Here is a 21,392-nt window from a genome sequence, read left to right as displayed (position 1 = left end):
GGGGAACGGGGTCGCCCGATAGATTGGCCCCGTGCTCACCCGCCTCACGCGCTCACGCCCCCGCGCCCTCGCCCTCTGCGCCCTGCCCGTCCTCGCGCTCTTCGGCACGGTCGCCTTCGCGCCCCTGCCGTTCTCCGTCGCGCAGCCCGGCCAGACCACCGACGTGCTCGGCGACGACAAGGGCAAACCGGTGATCACCATCAGCGGCGCGCCCACCCGCACCACCACCGGTGAGCTGCGGATGGTCACCATCCTGGCGACGGGCCCGGACGCCGACGTCCGTCTCTCCGACGTCGTCGACAGCTGGTTCCGTACGGACCGGGCCGTGATGCCGCGCGACTCCGTCTACCCGGCGGGCGACAGCACCGAGGAAGCCAACCAGCACAATCTCGCCGAGATGAAGGAGTCCCAGGACGCCGCCACGGCGGCCGCCCTCTCCTACGTCGGCGACAGTGCGAGCAAGGTCAAGGTCACCCTGAACCTGGCGGACGTCGGCGGCCCCAGCGCCGGTCTGCTCTTCACGCTCGGCATCATCGACAAGCTCGACGGCGACGGCGCGGGCGGCGACCTCACCGGCGGGAAGACCATCGCCGGTACGGGCACGATCTCCGAGTCCGGCGAGGTCGGCGCGGTGGGCGGGGTGGCCCTGAAGACGCAGGCCGCGGCCCGCGACGGCGCGCACGTCTTTCTCGTACCGAAGGCCGAGTGCTCGGACGCCAAGTCCGAACTCCCCGCCGGAATGCGGCTGATCCCGGTGGGCACCCTCAAGGACGCGGTGGCGTCGCTGACGGCGCTGGAGAAGGGCAGCGGGAAGATCCCCAGCTGCTGAGAACCTGAGAACCGCTGCCGCCCTCAACTGCCCTTCTTGACGAAGCCCTCCTGCACCAGCCAGTCCAGCGCCACGTCGTGCGGGTCCTGCCCGTCGACGTCGACCTTGGCGTTGAGCTCCTGCGCCACCGAGTTGTTGAGCTTCTTGGTGATCGGCTCGATGACGTCGGCCATCTGCGGGTACTTCGCCAGCGCCTTGCTGTTGATCTCGGGCGCCGCGTTGTAGTTGGGGAAGAAGTTCCTGTCGTCCTCCATCACCGTCAGGTTCATGGCCTGGATCCGGCCGTCGGTGGTGTACACCTCGCCGAAGGTGCAGGCGCCCTTCTGGACCTGGGTGTAGACGATGCCGGTGTCCATCTGCGTGATGTTCCCGGCGGGGATGTTCATCCCGTACGCCTTCTCCATGCCCGGCAGCCCGTCCGCCCTGTTCGCGAACTCGCTCTCCACGCACAGCGTCACCGCCGAGGGGTTCGACTTGGCGAGCGCGGCCACGTCGGAGAGGGTCTTCGTCCCGTACTTCTTCTCGTTGGCGGCGTTCGTCGCCAGCGCGTAGGTGTTGTTGAGCTGGGACATCGGGAGCCAGGTGATGCCGTTCTTCAGGTCGGCGTCGTGCACCGCCTGCCACTGCTTCTGCGGGTCGGCGATGGGCGTGGAGTTGCCGAGGTACGTGATCCAGGCGCTGCCCGTGTACTCGTACATGGCGTCCGCGTCGCCGTTCTCGATCGCCGCCCGTGCGCCGATGGAGCCCTGGATGCCGGTCCGGTCGAGGACGTCCGCGCCGGCCGCCTTGAATGCGATGCCCATCATCGCGCCGAGGATCAGCTGCTCGGTGAACTCCTTGGACGCCACCGTGATGTCGGCGCCCTTCAACGGCAGACCCTTGCCGACCGAGCCCGGCACCACGTCGTCGACCATCGGGGATCCGCTGGTCAGCCCGCATCCGGCGAGCAGGACTCCGGCCGCGGCGAGGAGGCAGGCGGTCTTCTTCGTACGGGGAAAGCTCCTCATGAGCGAGCCTCCAGTCCGCGCGGGGAGAGCAGGATCTCGGCCAGCGACGCCAGCCAGTCCACGAGCAGGGCCAGGGCCACGGTCAGGATCGAGCCGAGCAGCAGCACCGGCATGCGCTGGTTGGTGATTCCGGTGGTGATCAGTACGCCGAGCCCGCCGCCGCCGCCGAAGGTGGCGAGGGTCGCGGTGCCGACGTTCAGGACGAGCGCGGTGCGGACGCCGGCGAGGATCAGCGGTACGGCCAGGGGGAGTTCGACCTTCGTCAGCACGCCCATCGGCGACATTCCGATGCCGCGGGCGGCCTCCATCAGGTTCGGGTCGTTCGCCTTCAGGCCCGCGATGGTGTTGGAGAGGACGGGGAGCACGGCGTAGATGATGATGCCGATCAGGGCGGGCTTCTCGCCGATGCCCATCCAGATCACCAGCAGTGCGAGGAGCCCGATCGCCGGGGTCGCCTGGCCCATGTTGGCGAGGGTCATCGCGATGGGGGCGGCTTTGCGGAACGCCTTGCGGGTCAGCAGGATGCCCAGCGGGATCGCGATGATCAGCACGAAGAACGTGGAGATCACGGTGAGTTGGACGTGCTGTCTGAAGCACTTCCACACCTGGCCGTTGGACAGCGCCGTCTCGGAGATGGTGTCGAGGTCGGCCCGCTGGAACCAGAGCCAGGTGGCCAGCAGGATCACGACGAGCACCGAGGGCAGCAGGACCAGCTTCAGTGTGCTGATCCGCCGCACCTTCTTCGCCGGCTCCGCGACGGGCGGCGTCTCCTGCTCGCCGACGCCCACGCCCTCGTCCCGGAAGGCGAGGCCCTTGACCTCGTGCTCGCCCTCGGGCCGTTGCTCTCGGGTACTCACGCCTCCGGCTCCCCTCCGTCGCCCTCCTGGGCGTGGTGGACCTGGTCGGCGCGCTGCTCCTCCAGCTCGTGCTGGTGCTCGACGGCGTCCAGGCGGTCGGCTTCCAGGAGTTCGTGGACGGAGTTCATGAGCGTCTCCATGTCCACGACGCCTTCGTACGCACCACGCTTGCCGGTCACCGCGACGCGGCCCGCGTTGTCGGTCAGTACGGCTTCCAGTGCGTCGCGCAGCGTCGCGTCGCGCGTCACGGTGTCGTGCACCAGCGTGCCCGCCCGTGCGAGCGATCCGCGCGCCCGCATCAGGTCGCCGCGCCTCAGCCACTTGTAGGGGCGGCCGCGCTTGTCGAGCAGCAGCAGCTCGTTGGTGTTGGCGGCGCGGAGCTTGTTGAAGATGTCCTGCAGCGGGTCGTCGACGGTCACCGTCGGATAGTCGGTGATCGCCACGTCCCGTACGCGGGTGAGGTTGAGCCGCTTCAGCGCGGCGCCCGCTCCCACGAACCCCGACACGAAGTCGTCGGCGGGGTTGGTGAGGATGGCCTCGGGGGTGTCGAACTGGGCGATCTGCGAGCGTTCGCGCAGCACCACGATCCGGTCGCCGAGTTTGATGGCCTCGTCGAAGTCGTGGGTGACGAAGACGATAGTCTTGTGCAACTCCCGCTGCAGGCGGATGAGTTCGTCCTGGAGGTGGTCGCGGGTGATCGGGTCGACGGCGCCGAACGGCTCGTCCATCAGCAGGACGGGAGGATCGGCGGCCAGTGCCCGTGCCACGCCCACACGCTGCTGCTGTCCGCCGGAGAGCTGGCGCGGGTAGCGGTTGTGGAACTCGCCCGGGTCGAGGCCGACCAGGTCGAGCATCTCCTCGACCCGCGACTTGATCTTCGACTTGGGCCAGCCGACCATCTTCGGTACGAGGGCGATGTTCTGGGCGACGGTCATGTGCGGGAAGAGCCCGGACGACTGGATGGCGTACCCGATCTTCCGGCGCAGCTTCACCGGGTCCATGTCGGTGACGTCCTCGCCGTCGATGCGGATCCGCCCGCTGGTCGGCTCGATCAGCCGGTTGATCATCTTCAGCGTGGTGGACTTACCGCAGCCCGACGGGCCGACGAAGATGACCAGCTCGCCGGCCTTGATCTCCATGTTGACGCTGTCCACGGCCGGGTCCGCGGTGCCGGGATAGCGCTTGGTGAGGTTCTCCAGCTCGATGGTCGCGCCGGTGGTGGAGGAGGAAGTGGTCTTCTCCACGGCCTCGATGGATGTCGTGGATGTCTCAGACACGGATCCCCCTCGGGATGGTCAGTCGGCCGACGAGGACGTACACGGCGTCGAAGATCAGGGCGAGGATGATGATGCCGATCGTGCCCGCGAGCACCTGGTTGAGTGCGTTCTTGCTGCCCAGGGATGCGATGCCGCGGAAGATCTCGTTGCCGAGGCCGGGCCCGGAGGCGTACGCGGCGATGGCGGCGATGCCCATCAGCATCTGGGTGGAGACCCGGATCCCGGTGAGGATCGGGGGCCAGGCGAGCGGCAGTTCCACCCGTACGAGCCGGGCGATGCGCGACATCCCGATGCCTTTCGCGGCATCGATCAGGGCGGGATCGACGCCGCGCAGTCCGACGATGGAGTTCCGGACGATCGGCAGCAGCCCGTACAGGGTCAGCGCGATGACGGTCGGTGCGACGCCGAGCCCGACGATGGGGATCAGCAGACCGATCATGGCCAGCGAGGGGATGGTGAGGATGGTCGACGTGGTGATGGTCGCGAAGCTGCCCGCCCATTCGCTGCGGTACGAGACGACGCCGATCAGCACCCCGATGACGGTGGCGACGACCATGCACTGGAACACGGCGCTCGCGTGTTGATACGCATCTGCCAGCAGCTGCTGGTGACGGTTGCCGATGTAGTCCCAGAAGTTCACACCCGCGCACCTCCCGGTCGGTCCTGCTACCCGGCCGGGTCAGGAATCTCCTGCCGCCTGTTCCACGAGCGGGATGATCCGCAGCGGAACGGGGTTCTCCATGACGATCGCCGTGGAAGCCCGGACGATGCCATCGAAACCCACCACGAGGTCGATCACCCGCTGAAGATCGGCGTTGGAGCGGGCCACGAGGCGGCAGAGCATGTCGCCGTGCCCGGTGGTGGTGTGCAGCTCCAGGACCTCCGGCACACCCGCCAAGTGCGCCCGTACGTCCGCCCCTTGCCCCTGCTTGATCTCCAGCGTGGCGAAGGCCGTGACGGGATAGCCGAGGGCGGCCGGATCGACATCGGGACCGAATCCCCGGATGACTCCATTCGACTGAAGCCGGTCGAGCCGCGCCTGTACGGTCCCGCGCGCCACCCCCAGCCGCCGGGACGCCTCCTGCACCCCGATCCGGGGCTCCCTGGCCAGCAGCACGATCAGCCGGCCGTCGAGCGCGTCGATACCCACCGCACACCTCTTCTCTTGGTCACCCTGTACAGATCGCGCCCCTATCCTGCCGATGCACTGGGCATTCTGCCCACCAAAAACGCAAACTATTGCGCACCCTGATGGCGGGGGAGACGCTGGACCCATGACTGAGACGACGCAGCACGACACCACCGTCACCCCCACCACCGCGCGCGAGGCCGACCCCTTCCCGGTCAAGGGAATGGACGCGGTCGTCTTCGCCGTGGGCAACGCCAAGCAGGCCGCGCACTACTACTCCACCGCCTTCGGCATGAAGCTGGTGGCCTACGCGGGCCCGGAGAACGGCACCCGCGAGACCGCCTCGTACGTCCTCACGAACGGCTCGGCCCGCTTCGTCCTCACCTCCGTCATCAAGGCCGCCACCGACCACGGCCGCTTCCTCGACGAGCACGTCGCGGCCCACGGCGACGGCGTGGTCGACCTGGCCATCGAGGTCCCGGACGCGCGGGCTGCGTACGCGTACGCGGTCGAGCACGGAGCCACCGGCCTCACCGAGCCCCACGAGGTCAAGGACGAGCACGGTGTGGTGGTGCTGGCCGCGATCGCCACGTACGGCAAGACGCGCCACACGCTCGTCGAGCGCGGCGCGTACACCGGCCCCTACCTGCCCGGCTACGCTGCCGCCGCGCCGATCGTCGAGCCGCCGGCCAAGCGCACCTTCCAGGCGATCGACCACTGCGTGGGCAACGTCGAGCTCGGCAAGATGAACGAGTGGGTCGCCTTCTACAACAAGGTCATGGGCTTCACGAACATGAAGGAGTTCGTGGGCGACGACATCGCGACCGAGTACTCGGCGCTGATGTCGAAGGTCGTCGCGGACGGCACGCTCAAGGTGAAGTTCCCGATCAACGAGCCGGCGATCGCGAAGAAGAAGTCGCAGATCGACGAGTACCTGGAGTTCTACGGCGGCGCGGGCGTCCAGCACATCGCGCTCGCGACGAACGACATCGTCGCCTCGGTGAAGGCGATGCGCGCCGCGGGCGTCCAGTTCCTCGACACCCCCGACTCCTACTACGACACGCTGGGCGAGTGGGCGGGCGAGACCCGCGTGCCCGTCGAGACGCTGCGCGAGCAGAAGATCCTGGTCGACCGTGACGAGGACGGCTATCTGCTGCAGATCTTCACCAAGCCGGTCCAGGACCGTCCGACGGTGTTCTTCGAGATGATCGAGCGCCACGGGTCGATGGGCTTCGGCAAGGGCAACTTCAAGGCGCTGTTCGAGGCGATCGAGCGCGAGCAGGAGAAGCGCGGCAACCTGTAGGCAGAGCAGGGCAGTTACGACTCGAGGGCGGGACCGCGGTGGCGCGGTCCCGCCCCCGAGGTGTTTGCAGGTCGGTCGGCCAGGCCCTTCGGCTGAGGGGCGACCGGCGCTAGGGTCGGCCCATGGCCAGGATCAATGACGTGGGCGGAATGCAGGGATTCGGCGCCCTCGACACCACCGACGACAGCGAGCCCTTCCACGCCGACTGGGAGGCCCGCGTCTTCGCCCTCAATCGGGCGCTGATCGCCCAACAGGTCTACAACCTCGACGAGTTCAGGGACGCCGTCGAGTCCATGGCCCCCGCCGACTACCTCGCCGCGTCCTACTATGAGCGCTGGTTCCACGGCATCGTCGCGCTCCTGGAGCGCAAGGGCGTCATCGCGGCGGGCGAGCTCGATGACTGACCCGCGCTTTTCGCCGGGGACGCGCGTACGGACCTCGGACGTCGACCCCGTCCACCACACCCGGCTGCCGCGCTACGCCCGCGGCAAGCTCGGGGTCGTCGTCGAGCCCGAGGGTGCCCACCCGCTCGCCGACATCCGCTCCCAGGGGCGCGACGACTTCCCCGTGGAGCCGGTGTACGCGGTCCGGTTCGCGGCCCGGGACCTGTGGGGCGAGGGCGACCACCACGTCGTACTCGACCTGTGGGAAAGCTACTTGGAGGAGGACGACTCATGAGCGGTACGCATTCCGACGCGCTGATCTCCCGGCAGGTGCGCCGCCTGGAGACCCTCCTCGAGACCCGGGGGATCGTCGCCGGCGCCGCCCTCGACGAGGCGCTCGACGCCTTCCTCAGCGGCGCGTCTCCCGCCAACGGCACCCGTATCGTCGCCCGCGCCTGGACCGACGACGCGTACCGTGCGCGGCTCCTCGACGACGCCAACTCCGCTGTCGCAGAGCTCGGTTACGCGAGTGGGGGAGTGCAGCCACAACGCCTGCGCGTCGTCGAGAACACCGACGGCGTCCACAACGTCATCGTCTGCACGCTCTGCTCCTGCTACCCGCTGGGGCTCCTCGGCCCGTCCCCCAGCTGGTACAAGAGCGAGGCCTACCGCTCGCGCGTCGTCCGCGAACCCCGCGCCGTCCTGGCCGAGTTCGGCCTCGACCTCCCGGACGGCACGGAGATCACGGTCTGGGACTCCACGTCGGAGTCCCGCTACATGGTGCTGCCGCGCCGCCCGGCCGGGACCGACGGGCTCGACGAGGCGGCGCTGGCCGCGCTCGTGACCCGTAACGCACTCATCGGTACGGCCGCCGTCTGAGGGGTCAGCGCTTCGTCTTGCCGTGCAGCGCCTGGTACGGGTTCGGGCGGCCCGGCTCCGAGCCGGTCGGCGGAGTGCCGTACGCGTCGAAGACCGAGATCGTGGCGTCCAGGTTGAAGATGGGCGTGCCCTTGGTCAGGCCGCTGATGCCCAGCTCGTCGATGGCCGGTGTGATGTCGTCGTCCAGGTAGAACGGCCAGATCGTCGGGCCGATGCCCGGGCCCTTCGGCGCGATGAGGGAGAAGGGGAACTGGGCGAGGTTGAAGTAGCCCATCTTCACCTCCTTCCACGGCTCGTCGTTCACCTTGAGGTTGCACCAGACGCCGGACGGATTGACCTTCAGCCAGAAGCCGTTGCACTCCATGCTGTCGTGCGTCGCGTCACGGATGATCTTGAACCCGCCGGAGTAGTAGACCCGGCCCTGGGTCACGTCGAGGCTGTCGTACTTGAAGCCGATGGGCATCCAGATCCCGGTGTCCGAGCCGTCCTTCGACTTCATGCGGCTGACCGGTGCGATCGTCTCGACGCGGGCGTTGTTGGCCTTGAGTGCGGACTGGAGCTCCTTGCTCCAGGTGACCACGGCGTTGCCGGTGGGGGCGAAGTAGCTGCCCAGGGGTGGCAGATAGGTGGGTTGGTCGCCGCTGTCGGCGGAGGCCGCGCCGGGCAGGGTCAGCAGGGCGGCGAGGGCGAGGGCCGCTGTGGTCGTGGTACGGCGGAGTGTGCGCATGGGAGGGGCTCCTGGTGCGGTACGGGATCGGGGCTCCCCCCACCCCGAGTGGACCCTCCACGCGGGCGGGCGGCCATCGGGCGGGGCCGTTCGTGGTAGCTGACCGTGACCCGTTCAGTACGCTCCGTGTCGCGCGGGAGGTGGCGGCGGGCTTCAGTGGAAGCGCCGTATCCCCACCCCACAAGGAGCTCCGCCCATGCGCATCCCCCGCCGTATCGCGGCCGTCGCCGCCTCCGCCCTCCTGCTGACCGGCGCCGTCACCGGCACCGCTGCCGCCGCCTCGCACGCGGCCCCCGCCTCGGACGCGCCCTGCAAGACCCGCACCGGTGGTGCGTACCTCTCGCCCTTCGGGCACGCCGACGTCACGCTCAAGCCCGAGGCCCTCGCGAAGCTGAAGCAGGAGCACGCGGAGGTCGGCGCCGTCGCCCCGCTGTCGATGAACCGGCCCGACCAGTTCAGATTCCCGCTGGGCTTCATGGAGGACAGCATCGAGCCGGACCTCACGAGCGGGCTGCGGGTCTGCTACCCGGGCGGCATCACCATCAGTCGGCCGTCCACGCACGACGAGGCGGTCTGCGACGGCGTGTGGCTCACCGTCTTCCCGACCGCGGCCTGGTGCAACGTCAGGATCAACGGCGGCCCGGAGAAGAAGATCATCCTCGCGGAGACCACGATCCCCGAGGTGCTGCTCGGCTCGAAGACGTTCCACCCGGTCCTGCTGCCGCGCGTCGACTTCAAGACGGGCGAGTTCGGCTACGGGCCCGAGGACTGGGAGTTCCGGGCGAGCAAGGACTTCAGCACGGTGCTGAAGACGTTCGGCGTGGACCTGCCCGTCGGCACCCCGCTGTTCAACCTCGACGCCACGCTGAGCTTCCTGCCCGGACCGGACTTCTGGTCGCGGATCACGGGCGAGAAGCACTAGCGCGTCGCGTCAGTAGAGCAGCTGCCCCGCACTCCGCAGGGCGAGCCCGGCCCCCACGGCGACGACCAGCGAGGCCGTCAGCACGGGGGTCCAGGGGCTCAACCGCCGTACCCACCGCATGCGTTGACCGAGCGCGCCCTGCGCCCGGTCGCCGAACCGGGCCACGAGAAGCCCGGCGGCGGTGAGTACGGCGGCCATGCCGACGCCGTACCCGAGCACGAGCCCGACACCGAAGGCCGTACGGTTCAGGGCGATCGCCCCGAGCAGCACAACGAGCGCGGACGGACTGGGGACAAGCCCCCCGGCGATCCCCATGCCGAGGAGGGTGCGACGGCGGTAGGGGGCGGGGTGGTGGTCGTGGTCGTGGTCGTGGTGATGTGCGGCTTCATGGGTGTGCGTGTGGCCGTGCCCGTGCGTGTGCCCGTGCCCGTGCGCATGCCCGTGACCCTCCTGTACGGCCCTCGGTCGCGCCCCCCGCAGCAGCATGAGCCCCACCCCCGCCACCAGCACGCCGCTCGCCGCGCCCAGCCAGTTCAGCATGCGGTCGGCGGCCAGGGAGGCCGATGCCGTCAGGATCAGGCCCAGGGCCAGGACCCCTGCCGTGTGCGTGAACGTCACCGTCGCGCCCACCGCCACCGCGTCCTTCACCCCGCCCCTGCGCCCCGCCATGCACGCCGCCATCACCGTCTTGCCGTGGCCGGGGAGCGCGGCGTGCGCCGCCCCCAGCAGCAGCGACAGCAGGACTGCGGCCAGCCCAACGGGCAGTGTCAGCCGGTCCGTTGAGCTCAGTGCCGCCAGGTGCCCGTCCATCCCCGCCAGCCATCCCTCGGCCGACCAGCCGGACCCCGGAGCGCCCGCCGCAGGCGCCGCACCCGCGCCCGGGCCCACCTTCAGCCGTGCGCTCCGTACGTCCAGCGGGTCCGTGAGCAGCTCCTGCGGATAGCGCGTGAGGCGGTTCGACGCGCTCCGCACAGGCACGTCCGAGGCGCTCAACCGCACCCCTCCCGCCGCCCGCGCCGTGACCTCCCGCCAGCCGACGCGCCCCGCGTCCGAGGGGTCCGTGAACGTCACGTCCGACGGGGTGCGCAGATCGGCGGGGGCCGTGAAGTGGCAGGTGATACGGCTCGTCCGCAGCCCGGCCTGCCCCTCCCGCAGCTCCATCCGGCTCGCGTCCACCCGCCACGCCAGCACCCTCCCGCCCGCCGCAGCACGCAGGCCGTGCCCCAACTCCCCGCAGAAACGGGCCGCATGGAGCGCAGGCCCGCCCTCCGCGCGTACCGCACCCTGCGCCTGAAGCGTCGGGATCTCGGCCCGGTCGACGACCGCGTCGTCCTCGATCCGGTCGGGGAAGACCGTCAGGCCGTGGAAGTGGTTCACCGTGAAGTTCCCCAACGGGTGTGCCTGAGCCGGGAATTGACTCCACAGTACGAGAACGGCCGCCGCCCCCACCACTGCCAGTACCGCCCTCATGACGCCATCGCCTTCCGCGCCCGCGGCGCCAGTAGCGGCGAGAAGTGCGGGTTCAGCCGCAACGCCTCGCCCAGGTGGGTACGGGCCGCATCCCGCATCCCCAGCGCCCGCTCGATCTCGCCCCGGTGGTACGCGAACACCGCGCTGCGCGTGCCGATCGCCGCCGCCTTCCGTGCGTACGCGAGCGCCTCCTCGTCCCGCCCCGCCCGGTGCAGCGCCCACCCCAGACCGTCCGCCACCAGCACGCTCTTCCGCCGCCCCCACTCGCGCTCCAGGTCCCGGACGGCCGCCGCCGCGGACCCGTGGTCGGCCTCGTACAGGCCGAGCGTCAGATCGTCCCGCGCGCCGTTCGCCGCGAAGAGCTTCACCTCCGCGCGCAGCACGGCGTACTGCGCCCGTGCCTCCTCCACTCGCCCCAGTGACTCGTACAACTCACCCAGCTCCAGTACGTATTCGGGCAGCGGCACCCGCTCCACCGCCGTCCGGTAGTCCCGCAGCGCCGCCCCGGTCCGCCCCAGCGCGGCCTCCGCCCGCGCCCGCCCGACCAGTGCCGCGTGATGCTCCGGATCGGTCCGCAGCGCGTCGTCCTGAAGGCGCAGCGCACCCCGTACGTCACCGCGCTGCCACGCCAGCTCACCCAGCCGCTGCAGGCAAAAAGCGCGCTCCGCAGGCGAGTTGGCGGCCGCCAGCGCCTCCCGCAGGGCGAGCGCGGACTCCGCGGTGCGGCCGTGGATCTCCAGCTCGTACGCCGCCCGTGTGAAGGCGGGGAGTCCAGGCCGCAGATCGAGCAGCCGCTGTACGGCACGGCTCGCCGCCCGGTAGTCGCCGAGCTGCGTGTACGCGTCCACCAGGACCGGGTACACGCTCCACCGGTCGGGCGCGGCCGCCCGCACCCGCTCGCCCCACCCCTTCGCCGCCCCGAAGTCGTGCCGGGCATTGGCGAGAGCGCCCATCCCCGTCATCGCGTCCGGGTTGCGCGGGGCCACGGAGAGCGAACGCCGCAGCGCCGCCTCCGCCTTGGGGTAGTACGCCGGGTCCATCGACCGCCGCGCCTGCCCGATCCGCGCCGACCCGAGCACCGCCCACGACGCGGCGTCGTCGGGGTGCTTGCGCAGCCACCCGCGTCGCGTCTCCACCGTCGCCGCCAGCTCCCCGGCCGGGGCGGGCGCACCGGCCGCGGCCAGCGCACCCCCCTCGGCCCGGGGTGCGGCGACCGGGCCCGGCCCCGACGTGGTGTCGGGGCCGAGCGCCAGCAGTCCGCCGACGGCCGCGGCGAGTGCCGCGGCCGCGGCCAGTGCGCTGCGTCGGTTACGCAAGCGCATGCGGCGTCGCCAGGTACGGGAAGGTGCCCAGGAACGGCTTGCTGCTCCCGATCGTCACCTGGGGCACCAGCTGCGGTGCCCCCTTCGCGCCGGGCTCGCCCATCAGCCGCCGGAAGATGACGGGCACGATGTCGTCGGCGGGCCTGCGCCCGTTCGGCCAGCCCTGCGGGTCGCCGCCGAGCGGGCCCCACGGGCTGGTCTTCGTACTCACCGGGGTGGTGAGGTTGAGCCGCAGCTCCTCGGCGGGCACGAGCCCGGACGCGTCCTTGTTCATGCTGTGCGCGTTGAGCCCGGGGATGCCGGTGAGGAACAGCTCCTCGATGTCCTTGCGCGGGGCGGCCGGCACCGGGATCCGGCTGTCGAGGAGGTGCACGGAGCGCGGGGTGTCCGGGTCCTGCACGGCCTTCATCAGTCCGGCGCTCTTGTGGTCGGTGTCGGGCGTCGCCCAGTTGAACCGGTCGGCCTGCCCGCCGCGCGTGCCGGTCGGCAGCCCGTCCTGGAAGAGGCTCTCGCCGAAGAAGGGGTTGCCCATCCGCCCGACCTGCCGGTAGCTCCCCGCGCCCTTGCGCAGGTCCTCGCTGAGGTCGAGGGAGTGCCGGGAGGCGGTGGCCCAGGCGCCGATGACGGGGTTGCGGTTGACGTCCCCGCCGAGCGCGACCTCGCTCTTGGGCACCTGGAGAGCGATCGAGTTGACGTTGGTCAGCACGGTCGGATTGACCGGGGGCAGCACCGGCGCACCGGCCTTGAGCAGCGCGAAGACCCCGACGTTGAAGACGAAGGAGTCCGCGGACTGTCCGGCCATGGTCTTGCCGCCGCCCTTCAGGGCGGTCGTGGCCTGGGTGCGCAGGGCGCCGTAGTCGGGCATCTGGACGAGGCCGGCGTGCGGCGGGGCGGCCACGTGGTCCCGTACGAGCACCTCCTCGCGGCCGCCCGAGATCCGCTTCAGCGAGTAGTGCTGACGGAACTTCAGGTTGGGCGAGTCCAGGGACGTCACGATGCCGAAGGCGGCGCCGCCGACGGAGAGCGGGCGCAGGTCCTCGTCCCAGAAGTCCCAGCGGTAGGTGGTCTCGGGCTTCCCGTCGCCCGACCCGTCGACGTTGATGTCGTAGTGCGTACGGGTCGCGAACGGCTCGAAGCCCGTCGGGTTCCCGGGCGGGATGATCGGGTGGTAGTTGGCGACGAAGGTGACCGTGTCCGGGTTGTCCGGGCTGGTGAAGGCGTAGAAGTCGGTGCCGTCGACGGCCGCGTCGGCGGCGACCGTCGGGGCGTCGACATGGCTCGCGGCCTCGGGGCTCCCGGTGCCGGGTCCGGCGACGATGCCGGTGGCGATGACGGTGCCGGCGGCCACGGTGACGGCGGTGTGCCGCACCGACCTCCGCAGGGTTCGGGGTCTGAGTTTGTTCATGTTTCTCTGCTCCTCGCTGTGTATGTCCCTGGACGTGATCACTTTGCGTCTGCAAGTGATCGACTTCTGTCCGCGAGTGAGCAGGAACAGGGAGGTTCACACCGATGGCTCCGAGTGCGAGGCTGGAAGGATGAGCGATCTTCTGGACCAGCTGAGCACGGGCCTTCCGGCCGAGGCGCTGATCTCCGACCCGGACGTCATGGCCTCGTACGCACACGACATGGCGAGCTTCTGCGACGCGGGCGCCCCCGCCGTCGTGGTCCTCCCGCGCACCGTCGAGCAGGTCCAGCACGTCATGCGCACGGCAACCGCCCTGCGCGTCCCCGTCGTCCCCCAGGGGGCGCGTACGGGCCTCTCAGGGGCCGCGAACGCCAGCGACGGCTGCATCGTCCTCTCGCTCACCAAGATGGACCGCATCCTGGAGATCAGCCCCGTCGACCGGATCGCGGTCGTCGAGCCGGGCGTCGTCAACGCCGTCCTGTCGCGCGCCGTCGCCGAACAGGGCCTCTACTACCCGCCGGACCCCTCCAGCTGGGAGATGTGCACCATCGGCGGCAACATCGGCACGGCCTCGGGCGGACTGTGCTGTGTGAAGTACGGAGTGACCGCGGAGTACGTCCTCGGCCTCGACGTCGTCCTCGCCGACGGCCGGCTGCTCGCCACGGGCCGCCGCACCGCCAAGGGCGTCGCGGGCTACGACCTCACGCGACTCTTCGTCGGCTCCGAGGGCAGCCTCGGCATCGTCGTCCGCGCCGTACTCGCCCTCAAGCCCGCCCCGCCCCAGCAGCTCGCGCTCGCCGCCGAGTTCCCCTCGGCCGCCGCGGCCTGCGCCGCCGTCTGCCGGATCATGGAGGAGGGGCACACCCCGTCACTCCTCGAACTCATGGACCGCACCACCATCCAGGCCGTCAACAAGATGGCGCAGATGGGGCTCCCCGAGACGACCGAAGCCCTGCTCCTGGCCGCCTTCGACACCCCCGACCCCGCCGCCGACCTCGCCGCAGTCGGCGCGCTCTGCACGGCCGCCGGAGCCACCGACGTCGTCCCCGCCGACTCCGTCGCCGAGTCCGAACTCCTCCTCCAGGCGCGCCGGATGTCGCTCACCGCGCTCGAGACCGTCAAATCGGCCACGATGATCGACGACGTCTGCGTCCCCCGCTCACAGCTCGGCGCGATGATCGAGGGCACCGCGGCCATCGCCGAGCGGTACGGACTGACCATCGGCGTCTGCGCCCACGCGGGCGACGGCAACACCCACCCGGTCGTCTGCTTCGACCACGAGGACGCCGACGAGTCCCGCAGGGCCCGCGAGTCCTTCGACGAGATCATGGCGCTCGGCCTGGAACTCGGCGGGACGATCACGGGCGAGCACGGCGTCGGCGTACTGAAGAAGGAGTGGCTGGCACGCGAACTGGGCCCGGTGGGGCTGGAGTTGCAGCGCGGGGTCAAGCAGGCCTTCGACCCGCTGGGTCTGCTCAACCCGGGCAAGCTGTTCTGATCAGTACGTCTACGCCTCACGCACCCTCCTCCGGCGACGACTCGTCGGAGGGCCAGGGGTCCCGCAGCCAGAGATCGTCGGCGGGCAGCGGCGCCAGCAGCTCCGCCAGCCCCTCGTCGATCCCGAGCTGCGCGGTCTCCGACCCCGGAGGCACGATCCGCAGCGTCCGCTCCATCCACGCCGAGACCTGCGCGGAGGGCGCCTCCAGGAGCGCGTCCCCGTCCGGCGAGGTCAGCGCGATGCAGATGACGTTGCGCGAATCCACCTTGGTCGGCCAGATCCGCACATCGCCGTGACCGCACGCCCGGAACACCCCCTCCACCAGCAGCTCGCGCGCGAAGGTCCAGTTGACGGGGGAGTCCGAGCCGATGTGGAAGCTGACGTGCACGGCGTACGGATCGGCCGTGTTGTACGTCAGCCGGGCCGGCACGGGGATGCTGCGCTCCGGCGACAGCACCAGCTTGAGTTCCAGTTCGCGTTCGACGACGGTGTTCATGACGCGGGTTCCTCTCGTTCCGTACGCGGACCGGAAGCGGGCCGCTACAGGGTGAGAGCGCGCGGGCCGGGGTTCATTACGCGGGTTTCGGGACTGATTTCAGGAAACTTTCCGATGCCCGAAAAGTGGCCCATACGGCAGGACCGGCCCGCCGGTGCACAGCGGTCTGATAGATGTGGTCCTTTGAAACAAGGCCTCTAGGAGATACGGGACCACGGTGATGAGCGCCCCCACCCCGGCCACCGGAGACGGCAGCCCCACGCCTGGCTACTATCCGGATCCTTCAATTCCGGGATATGTCCGCTTCTGGAACGGCGGCGCATGGGTCCCCGGTACGAGCCGGCCCGCACCGGCCGACGGCGAGGCACTGCCGTCCGCACCCGCGGCAACCTCCGCACCGGCACCCACCCCCGTCGTACCCCCGGCGGAAGAGACCGGGCCGATGTTCTTCGACGAGGAGCCGGAGCCGAGCAGCCGTCAGGAGCCCGCCTCCGCCTGGCAGGCCGACACCTCGCGCCAGACCGGGTTCGGCGGCGAACGCGACCAGCGCGTCTCCTGGGGCGGCCCGGTGCCCTCGCAGGCCCCCGCACAGGACCCGCGCGGCATCCCCGCCCAGCCCCCGGCCGCGGCGCAGCAGCAGGCGGCCGAGCTCCCCGCGGCCCCGACCCCGGCCGCGCTCCCTCCCGTACGCCAGGCCCCTTCGGAAGGCACGGCGCTGATCCGCCGCACCCGCCGCCCCGAGCCCGCGCCCGAGGAGAGCCAGGAGCCCGCGCCCGACCGTACGACCGCGATCCGTGCCGTGCGCCCCCAGGCCGCGTCCGCGCCCACGAACCGCACCGACGGCACGATGGCCATCCGCTCGATCCAGCCGAACCGGACGCCGAACCAGGCGCAGGCTCAGGCCGCACCGCAGGCGCAGACCCCGGCCCAGGCCCAGCCCGCCCCGCTCCCCGTACAGCCCCAGCAGCCCCGCCCCGAGGCGCTCAACTCGCCGACCACCCCGGGCCCCGGCGGCGGCTCCGCGTCCTGGGCGCAGCAGGTCCACCAGCTCGCCCAGCCGGACGCGCCGCAGCAGCAGTCCCCGCAGCAGCAGTCCCCGCAGGCCGAGCCCCAGCAGGCCGCCCCCTGGAAGCCCCCGACCCTCGACCCCTTCGCGCAGCTCGCCCAGGCCCAGGCCAACGCCCGGCCCGCCGGCCTCGGCAGGCGTCTGGCGGCCCGGCTGATCGACACCGTCGTCCTGGGCGCGGCCGTCGGCGCGATCGCGACTCCCTTCGTCACCAAGGCCGTCGACCACATCAACGCCAAGATCGACGAGGCCAAGCTCTCCGGCGAGACCGTCACGGTGTGGCTGCTCGACGGGACGACGGCGACGTACCTCGGTATCGTGCTCGGCGCCTTCCTGGTCCTCGGCGTGCTGTACGAGGCCCTGCCGACCGCCAAGTGGGGCCGCACCCTGGGCAAGAAGCTCTGCGGCATCGATGTGCGCGGCATCGAGTCCCACGAGCCCCCCGGCTTCGCCGCGGCCCTGCGCCGCTGGCTGGTCTACGGGATCCTCGGGCTGCTCGCGATCGGCGTGCTCAACGTCCTGTGGTGCCTCTTCGACCGCCCGTGGCGCCAGTGCTGGCACGACAAGGCGGCCGGTACCTTCGTCGCGGCAGGCTGACAGCACGTCACTCGTCGCGTCACTCGTACGGCCTTGACCGGATGGCGGCGGGGCACGGGGCGGGTTCTGCTCGGGCCATGAGCACCCAGCCGCCCGAGGACGACCCGTTCCTCAAGAAGCCGCAGGACAACACTCCGCCGTCGGGCGACCCGTACGGCTCGACCCCGCCGCCTCCGCCGCCGCCCCCGCCGTCCGGTTCGCCGTACGACAACGCCCCGCCCCCGCCGTACGACCCGAACGCCTACGGCGGCGGTGCGGGCTACGGAGCCACGGACCCGCTGGCCGGGATGCCGCCGCTCGCCGACAGCGGCAAGCGTGTGCTGGCCCGGATCATCGACATCGTGATCATCTCGGCGGTCATCTGGCTGATCTTGCTGATCTTCGGCGGGTTCAAGTACGACACGGATCACGTCAACTACGGCCGCCAGGCCGGGCAGAGCCTGCTCGCCGCCGTGCTCTACATCGGCTACGACGTCTACATGACCGTCAAGCAGCAGGGCCAGACCGTCGGCAAGCGCATCATGAAGCTGCGGGTCGCCAACCTCAACGACGGTTCCATCCCCACGGTGCAGACCGCTCTCGTGCGGGCAGCGGTGCTGTGGCTGCCCGCTGTGTTCTGCTGCGCGTGCATCTGGACCGCGATCTGCGGCGGCTGGAGCTTCTTCGACAAGCCGTACAAGCAGGGCCTGCACGACAAGGCGGGCAAGACGGTCGTGGTCTCGGCCTGACGGTCGCGGCTCAGCGCCGGAGCGAGGGCTCGCTGACTCGCTCGGCACCCGTACGGGACGTACGGACACGGGGCTGCGGCACCCGGGCAGTTGGGACGGAGGCGGCGGTGCGGTCCTCGAGGGCCGCGCGCGCCGCCTTCGGCATGGGTACGGTCACCGCGACCAGTACCCCGAGCACCAGGGCGGCCAGGACGATGACGGCGACACCGACGCCCGTCTCCGTCCGGGAGAGCAGGAGCATGGCGACGGTCGAGAAGACGACGGTGGCCGAACCGTAGGAGAGCTGTGCGGCAGTCGGACGCGGCATGGCGATATCCGTCCTCGGGACAGCGATGGGGGATCTGAATCGGTCTCGACTGAGCAAAGCATTTCGTCGAGCGACTCTATTCCGACGGATGCCCGAGGGGAACGGTTGGTAAGCGTGACCTAACCCACGGTGGGGAGTCATGGGGGGCGCACGGAGTCATACCACCATCCAACTGGCGAGACGGACGCGCCGGTTGGGCCGTGGACAGGGGTCGGGCAGGGGGCCGGGCGGGCGTCGCGAGGGCGTTCGGATAGCGGAACGCGCTTTCGCATAATGCAGTCACCATGCTCAAGTCAAGATCTGTTATTTCTTCCTCACCTCCGGTCAAATGGCGTCACTTGTGACGCGTGGTGCGCCTGCGCCACGGAGGAGGGGAACTACTAAGTGACCACGAAGAGACGGGCGTTGCGATCCACCGCCGTCCTCATCACTCTCGCGGCGACTGCCGCGACCGGGACGGCGTTCAGCGCGGCGCAGGCCGACACCAAGGCTCCGACGGGCATCGACCGCCAGGACCCGAGCACGTCGAGCGGCCAGAAGGACGACCTCGACGGCCCGTTCAGCAAGCAGCAGGACAAGGAGCGCCAGGCCGCGCTCGAGCAGGTCATATCCGGCTCGAAGCAGGTCCAGCAGCGCGGTGCCTCCAAGGTCGTCAAGCTCGACGACAAGAAGTACGTCGAGCTCGGCCGGGAGAAGACCGACAAGATCTTCACGATCCTCGCCGAGTTCGGCACCCAGGTCGACGACACCACGATGTTCGACCCGGACGGCACCGGCCCGGCGCCTGCCGTGAAGAAGTACGGCGGCGCCCCCGGCCCCGCGCACAACGAGATAGCCGCGCCGGACCGTGCGAAGGACAACAGCACGGCCTGGCAGGCGGACTACAACCAGAAGCACTTCTCCGACCTGTACTTCGGTACGGGCAAGGGCGTCAACTCCCTCAAGACCTACTACGAGAAGACCTCGTCCGGCCGCTACTCGGTCGACGGCGAAGTCTCCGCGTGGGTCAAGGTCCCGTACAACGAGGCCCGTTACGGCTCCAACTACTGCGGCGCCAGCAACTGCGCCAACGTGATGGACCTGGTCCGCGACGGCGTCACCGCGTACGCCGCCGACCAGAAGGCGGCCGGCAAGACCGACGCCGAGATCAAGGCGGACCTCGCCCAGTACGACCAGTGGGACCGCTACGACTACGACGGCGACGGCAACTTCAACGAGCCCGACGGTTACATCGACCACTTCCAGATCGTGCACGCCGGCGAGGACGAGTCCGCAGGCGGCGGCGTCCAGGGCGGCGACGCACTCTGGGCACACCGCAGCTACGCCTACGGCACCGGCGCCGGCAAGACCGGCCCGGACAACAACAAGGCCGGCGGCACGCAGATCGGCTCCACCGGCATCTGGGTCGGCGACTACACGATGCAGCCGGAGAACGGCGGCCTCGGCGTCTTCGCGCACGAGTACGGCCACGACCTGGGCCTCCCGGACCTGTACGACACCACCAACACCGCCGAGAACTCGGTCGGTTTCTGGTCCCTGATGTCGGCGGGCTCCTGGCTGGGCACGGCCTCCAACGCGATCGGCAACCTGCCGGGCGACATGACCGCCTGGGACAAGCTGCAGCTGGGCTGGCTCGACTACGACAAGGCCAAGGCGGCCACCAAGTCGACGCACAAGCTGGGTGTTTCGGAGTACAACACCAAGAACCCGCAGGCGCTCGTCGTCTCGCTGCCCGACAAGGCAGTCACCACCACCGTCGTGAAGCCCGCCGAGGGCTCCAAGCAGTGGTGGAGCGGCATGGGTGACAACCTCAACAACACCCTGACGCGCTCCGTCGACCTGACCGGCAAGACGTCCGCCTCGCTGGACCTCTCGGGCTGGTGGGACATCGAGAAGGATTACGACTACCTCTACACCGAGGTCTCCACGGACGGCGGCGCCAACTGGACGCCGATCGACGGCACCGCGGACGGCGCGCAGATCACGCGTGACGGCAGCGACCAGCCGGCCCTGACCGACGTCTCGGGCGCGTACAAGAAGCTCTCGTACCCGCTGAACGCCTACGCCGGCAAGAAGATCGACGTCCGCTTCCGCTACACCTCGGACGGCGGTGTCGCGCAGAAGGGCTTCGCGGCCGACTCGATCACGGTCACCGCGGACGGTGCGGCGCTCTTCACGGACAACGCCGAGGGCGACGACAACGGCTGGACCGCGAAGGGCTTTTCGCGGATCGGTGAGTCGTTCACCAACGACTACCCGCAGTACTACATCGCGGAGAACCGCCAGTACGTGTCCTACGACCAGACGCTGAAGGTCGGCCCGTACAACTTCGGCTTCGCCTCGACCCGTCCGGACTGGGTCGAGTACTACTCGTACCGTCCCGGTCTGGTCATCTGGCAGTGGGACACCTCGCAGGCGGACAACAACGTCAGCGCCCACCCCGGCCAGGGTCTGATCCTGCCGATCGACGCGCACGCCAAGCCGCTGAAGTGGTCGGACGGCACGGTGCTCCGCAACAAGATCCAGCCCTTCGACGCCGCGTTCAGCTGGTACCCGGTCCCGGGCTTCACGCTGCACAAGGCGGACGTCGCGACCAAGTTCAAGGCGCAGCTGGGCGTCCCGGTCTTCGACGACCACAAGGGCACCTACTGGTACGAGGAGAACAAGACGGGAAGCGTGCAGGTTACTGACACGAACACCCGGATCTCGATCGTCCAGCAGCCGCTGAGTGGCTCGACGATCACCGTCCAGGTGGGTGCGTCGCACCGCTAGAACACATCACCGCAGGTCAAAGCATGATCGGCCGTCGCCCTCTAGCGGGCGGCGGCCGATCGTGTTTAGGTGCGTCGTACGAACTCTTATTGACGCGACGTCTCACGGGGGAGATGAATGACATGCCTGGTGGTGGATTTGCCAGACTTCCGAACGGCAGCGTGGTGGTCGCCCTCACGCTCCCGGTCGACAACCAGAGCATCCGCATCCTGGTGCACGCGGCGAACCGCGCCCGGGCGCTGACGAGGCTGCGGAACCTGGGGCTGCGGGCGGTCTATCTGCGCGGAAACGCGCAGCCGCCGACCCCGGACGAGATCACGGCGGTCCTGCACCATCCGGACGGCCTGCTGTGGCGCACGGCCCCGGAGGGCGCGGAGGAGCTGTGGCACCCGATAAGGGCGCTCAAGGTGACGTGAAG

22 protein-coding genes are annotated in these 21,392 nt (G+C 70.0%); 11 read left to right on the top strand and 11 right to left on the bottom strand.

Annotated elements, in window-relative coordinates; genetic code table 11:
• The first annotated feature begins 31 nt into the window (after window positions 1-31).
• A complete protein-coding gene (locus OG707_RS13800; RefSeq protein ID WP_329117941.1) occupies window positions 32-829 on the top strand; it encodes a S16 family serine protease in 798 nt (265 codons plus the stop codon).
• A 23-nt stretch (window positions 830-852) separates the two neighbouring features.
• On the opposite strand, the gene OG707_RS13795 is transcribed toward OG707_RS13800, so the two are convergent.
• The 5 genes from OG707_RS13795 to OG707_RS13775 are packed head-to-tail and all read right to left on the bottom strand — an operon-like array spanning window position 853 to window position 5,120.
• The gene (locus OG707_RS13795; RefSeq protein ID WP_329117939.1) at window positions 853-1,836 is read right to left on the bottom strand and encodes a glycine betaine ABC transporter substrate-binding protein; all 984 of its coding nucleotides are present in this window, start codon (window positions 1,834-1,836) and stop codon (window positions 853-855) included.
• Window positions 1,833-2,693 (bottom strand): ABC transporter permease, encoded by an 861-nt coding sequence (locus OG707_RS13790; RefSeq protein WP_443071326.1) that lies wholly within the window; start codon window positions 2,691-2,693, stop codon window positions 1,833-1,835. Before OG707_RS13790 ends, OG707_RS13795 begins: the two co-directional genes overlap by 4 nt.
• Window positions 2,690-3,937, bottom strand: coding sequence for a betaine/proline/choline family ABC transporter ATP-binding protein (locus OG707_RS13785; protein ID WP_329127777.1), 1,248 nt, complete (start codon window positions 3,935-3,937; stop codon window positions 2,690-2,692). Before OG707_RS13785 ends, OG707_RS13790 begins: the two co-directional genes overlap by 4 nt.
• A gap of 25 nt (window positions 3,938-3,962) precedes the next feature.
• Complete coding sequence (locus tag OG707_RS13780; RefSeq protein ID WP_329117937.1) at window positions 3,963-4,610, bottom strand: ABC transporter permease; 648 nt, start codon at window positions 4,608-4,610, stop codon at window positions 3,963-3,965.
• Between the two features lie 39 nt (window positions 4,611-4,649).
• Window positions 4,650-5,120: an Lrp/AsnC family transcriptional regulator gene (locus tag OG707_RS13775; protein WP_329117935.1), complete on the bottom strand. Its 471-nt coding sequence runs from the start codon at window positions 5,118-5,120 to the stop codon at window positions 4,650-4,652.
• A 124-nt stretch (window positions 5,121-5,244) separates the two neighbouring features.
• Between OG707_RS13775 and hppD the strand changes: the two genes are divergently transcribed.
• From hppD to nthA, 4 genes are all read left to right on the top strand, one after another.
• On the top strand, window positions 5,245-6,402 hold the full coding sequence (gene hppD, locus OG707_RS13770; RefSeq protein ID WP_329117932.1) for a 4-hydroxyphenylpyruvate dioxygenase: 1,158 nt from the start codon (window positions 5,245-5,247) through the stop codon (window positions 6,400-6,402).
• Window positions 6,403-6,524: 122 nt separating this feature from the next.
• Entirely contained in the window at window positions 6,525-6,806 is a 282-nt protein-coding gene (locus OG707_RS13765; protein WP_329117930.1) for a hypothetical protein, read from the top strand.
• The gene (locus OG707_RS13760) at window positions 6,799-7,080 is read left to right on the top strand and encodes an SH3-like domain-containing protein (protein ID WP_329117929.1); all 282 of its coding nucleotides are present in this window, start codon (window positions 6,799-6,801) and stop codon (window positions 7,078-7,080) included. Before OG707_RS13765 ends, OG707_RS13760 begins: the two co-directional genes overlap by 8 nt.
• Window positions 7,077-7,664 carry a nitrile hydratase subunit alpha gene (gene nthA / locus OG707_RS13755; RefSeq protein ID WP_329117927.1) on the top strand — a complete coding sequence of 196 codons (588 nt, stop codon included), beginning with the start codon at window positions 7,077-7,079 and terminating at the stop codon, window positions 7,662-7,664. The genes OG707_RS13760 and nthA overlap by 4 nt, the downstream gene beginning before the upstream one ends.
• A 4-nt stretch (window positions 7,665-7,668) precedes the next feature.
• On the opposite strand, the gene OG707_RS13750 is transcribed toward nthA, so the two are convergent.
• The gene (locus OG707_RS13750; protein WP_329117925.1) at window positions 7,669-8,391 is read right to left on the bottom strand and encodes a hypothetical protein; all 723 of its coding nucleotides are present in this window, start codon (window positions 8,389-8,391) and stop codon (window positions 7,669-7,671) included.
• Window positions 8,392-8,587: 196 nt separating this feature from the next.
• On the opposite strand from OG707_RS13750, the gene OG707_RS13745 reads away from it, so the two are divergent.
• Entirely contained in the window at window positions 8,588-9,313 is a 726-nt protein-coding gene (locus OG707_RS13745; protein WP_329117923.1) for a hypothetical protein, read from the top strand.
• Between the two features lie 9 nt (window positions 9,314-9,322).
• Here the strand turns inward: OG707_RS13745 and OG707_RS13740 are convergent, their stop codons facing one another.
• The 3 genes from OG707_RS13740 to OG707_RS13730 are packed head-to-tail and all read right to left on the bottom strand — an operon-like array spanning window position 9,323 to window position 13,510.
• Window positions 9,323-10,783, bottom strand: coding sequence for a nickel/cobalt transporter (locus OG707_RS13740; RefSeq protein WP_329117921.1), 1,461 nt, complete (start codon window positions 10,781-10,783; stop codon window positions 9,323-9,325).
• Complete coding sequence (locus OG707_RS13735; protein ID WP_329117919.1) at window positions 10,780-12,105, bottom strand: tetratricopeptide repeat protein; 1,326 nt, start codon at window positions 12,103-12,105, stop codon at window positions 10,780-10,782. The genes OG707_RS13740 and OG707_RS13735 overlap by 4 nt, the downstream gene beginning before the upstream one ends.
• Complete coding sequence (locus OG707_RS13730) at window positions 12,092-13,510, bottom strand: DUF4331 domain-containing protein (protein WP_329117917.1); 1,419 nt, start codon at window positions 13,508-13,510, stop codon at window positions 12,092-12,094. The genes OG707_RS13735 and OG707_RS13730 overlap by 14 nt, the downstream gene beginning before the upstream one ends.
• A gap of 130 nt (window positions 13,511-13,640) precedes the next feature.
• Between OG707_RS13730 and OG707_RS13725 the strand changes: the two genes are divergently transcribed.
• The gene (locus tag OG707_RS13725) at window positions 13,641-15,008 is read left to right on the top strand and encodes an FAD-binding oxidoreductase (RefSeq protein WP_329117915.1); all 1,368 of its coding nucleotides are present in this window, start codon (window positions 13,641-13,643) and stop codon (window positions 15,006-15,008) included.
• A gap of 16 nt (window positions 15,009-15,024) precedes the next feature.
• On the opposite strand, the gene OG707_RS13720 is transcribed toward OG707_RS13725, so the two are convergent.
• Window positions 15,025-15,504, bottom strand: a complete 480-nt coding sequence (locus OG707_RS13720; RefSeq protein WP_329117913.1) for an SsgA family sporulation/cell division regulator — start codon at window positions 15,502-15,504, stop codon at window positions 15,025-15,027.
• A gap of 220 nt (window positions 15,505-15,724) precedes the next feature.
• Here OG707_RS13720 and OG707_RS13715 point away from each other — a divergent pair, with 220 nt between their 5' ends.
• A complete protein-coding gene (locus OG707_RS13715; RefSeq protein WP_329117911.1) occupies window positions 15,725-17,167 on the top strand; it encodes an RDD family protein in 1,443 nt (480 codons plus the stop codon).
• A 77-nt stretch (window positions 17,168-17,244) separates the two neighbouring features.
• Complete coding sequence (locus OG707_RS13710; RefSeq protein ID WP_329117909.1) at window positions 17,245-17,895, top strand: RDD family protein; 651 nt, start codon at window positions 17,245-17,247, stop codon at window positions 17,893-17,895.
• Window positions 17,896-17,905: 10 nt separating this feature from the next.
• Here the strand turns inward: OG707_RS13710 and OG707_RS13705 are convergent, their stop codons facing one another.
• Window positions 17,906-18,202, bottom strand: a complete 297-nt coding sequence (locus OG707_RS13705) for a hypothetical protein (protein WP_329117908.1) — start codon at window positions 18,200-18,202, stop codon at window positions 17,906-17,908.
• A 384-nt stretch (window positions 18,203-18,586) separates the two neighbouring features.
• On the opposite strand from OG707_RS13705, the gene OG707_RS13700 reads away from it, so the two are divergent.
• A complete protein-coding gene (locus OG707_RS13700; RefSeq protein WP_329117906.1) occupies window positions 18,587-20,974 on the top strand; it encodes an immune inhibitor A domain-containing protein in 2,388 nt (795 codons plus the stop codon).
• 122 nt (window positions 20,975-21,096) lie between these two features.
• Window positions 21,097-21,390, top strand: a complete 294-nt coding sequence (locus OG707_RS13695) for a hypothetical protein (RefSeq protein WP_329117903.1) — start codon at window positions 21,097-21,099, stop codon at window positions 21,388-21,390.
• The last annotated feature ends 2 nt before the right edge of the window (window positions 21,391-21,392 follow it).

Source organism: Streptomyces sp. NBC_01465 (assembly GCF_036227325.1).
In the GTDB taxonomy this organism is placed as follows: Bacteria; Actinomycetota; Actinomycetes; order Streptomycetales; family Streptomycetaceae; genus Streptomyces.
The sequence above is the reverse complement of the archived record's forward strand: the minus strand, read 5'-3'. Positions and strand labels throughout refer to the sequence as shown.

Coding starts and splice junctions, on each gene's coding strand:
- OG707_RS13760 (WP_329117929.1), top strand. CDS start 6,799: ATGACTGACCCGCGCTTTTCGCCGGGGACGCGCGTACGGACCTCGGAC.
- OG707_RS13715 (WP_329117911.1), top strand. CDS start 15,725: ATGAGCGCCCCCACCCCGGCCACCGGAGACGGCAGCCCCACGCCTGGC.
- OG707_RS13710 (WP_329117909.1), top strand. CDS start 17,245: ATGAGCACCCAGCCGCCCGAGGACGACCCGTTCCTCAAGAAGCCGCAG.
- OG707_RS13720 (WP_329117913.1), bottom strand. CDS start 15,504: ATGAACACCGTCGTCGAACGCGAACTGGAACTCAAGCTGGTGCTGTCG.
- OG707_RS13735 (WP_329117919.1), bottom strand. CDS start 12,105: ATGCGCTTGCGTAACCGACGCAGCGCACTGGCCGCGGCCGCGGCACTC.
- OG707_RS13725 (WP_329117915.1), top strand. CDS start 13,641: ATGAGCGATCTTCTGGACCAGCTGAGCACGGGCCTTCCGGCCGAGGCG.
- OG707_RS13740 (WP_329117921.1), bottom strand. CDS start 10,783: ATGAGGGCGGTACTGGCAGTGGTGGGGGCGGCGGCCGTTCTCGTACTG.
- nthA (WP_329117927.1), top strand. CDS start 7,077: ATGAGCGGTACGCATTCCGACGCGCTGATCTCCCGGCAGGTGCGCCGC.
- hppD (WP_329117932.1), top strand. CDS start 5,245: ATGACTGAGACGACGCAGCACGACACCACCGTCACCCCCACCACCGCG.
- OG707_RS13765 (WP_329117930.1), top strand. CDS start 6,525: ATGGCCAGGATCAATGACGTGGGCGGAATGCAGGGATTCGGCGCCCTC.
- OG707_RS13745 (WP_329117923.1), top strand. CDS start 8,588: ATGCGCATCCCCCGCCGTATCGCGGCCGTCGCCGCCTCCGCCCTCCTG.
- OG707_RS13705 (WP_329117908.1), bottom strand. CDS start 18,202: ATGCCGCGTCCGACTGCCGCACAGCTCTCCTACGGTTCGGCCACCGTC.
- OG707_RS13730 (WP_329117917.1), bottom strand. CDS start 13,510: ATGAACAAACTCAGACCCCGAACCCTGCGGAGGTCGGTGCGGCACACC.
- OG707_RS13750 (WP_329117925.1), bottom strand. CDS start 8,391: ATGCGCACACTCCGCCGTACCACGACCACAGCGGCCCTCGCCCTCGCC.
- OG707_RS13695 (WP_329117903.1), top strand. CDS start 21,097: ATGCCTGGTGGTGGATTTGCCAGACTTCCGAACGGCAGCGTGGTGGTC.
- OG707_RS13795 (WP_329117939.1), bottom strand. CDS start 1,836: ATGAGGAGCTTTCCCCGTACGAAGAAGACCGCCTGCCTCCTCGCCGCG.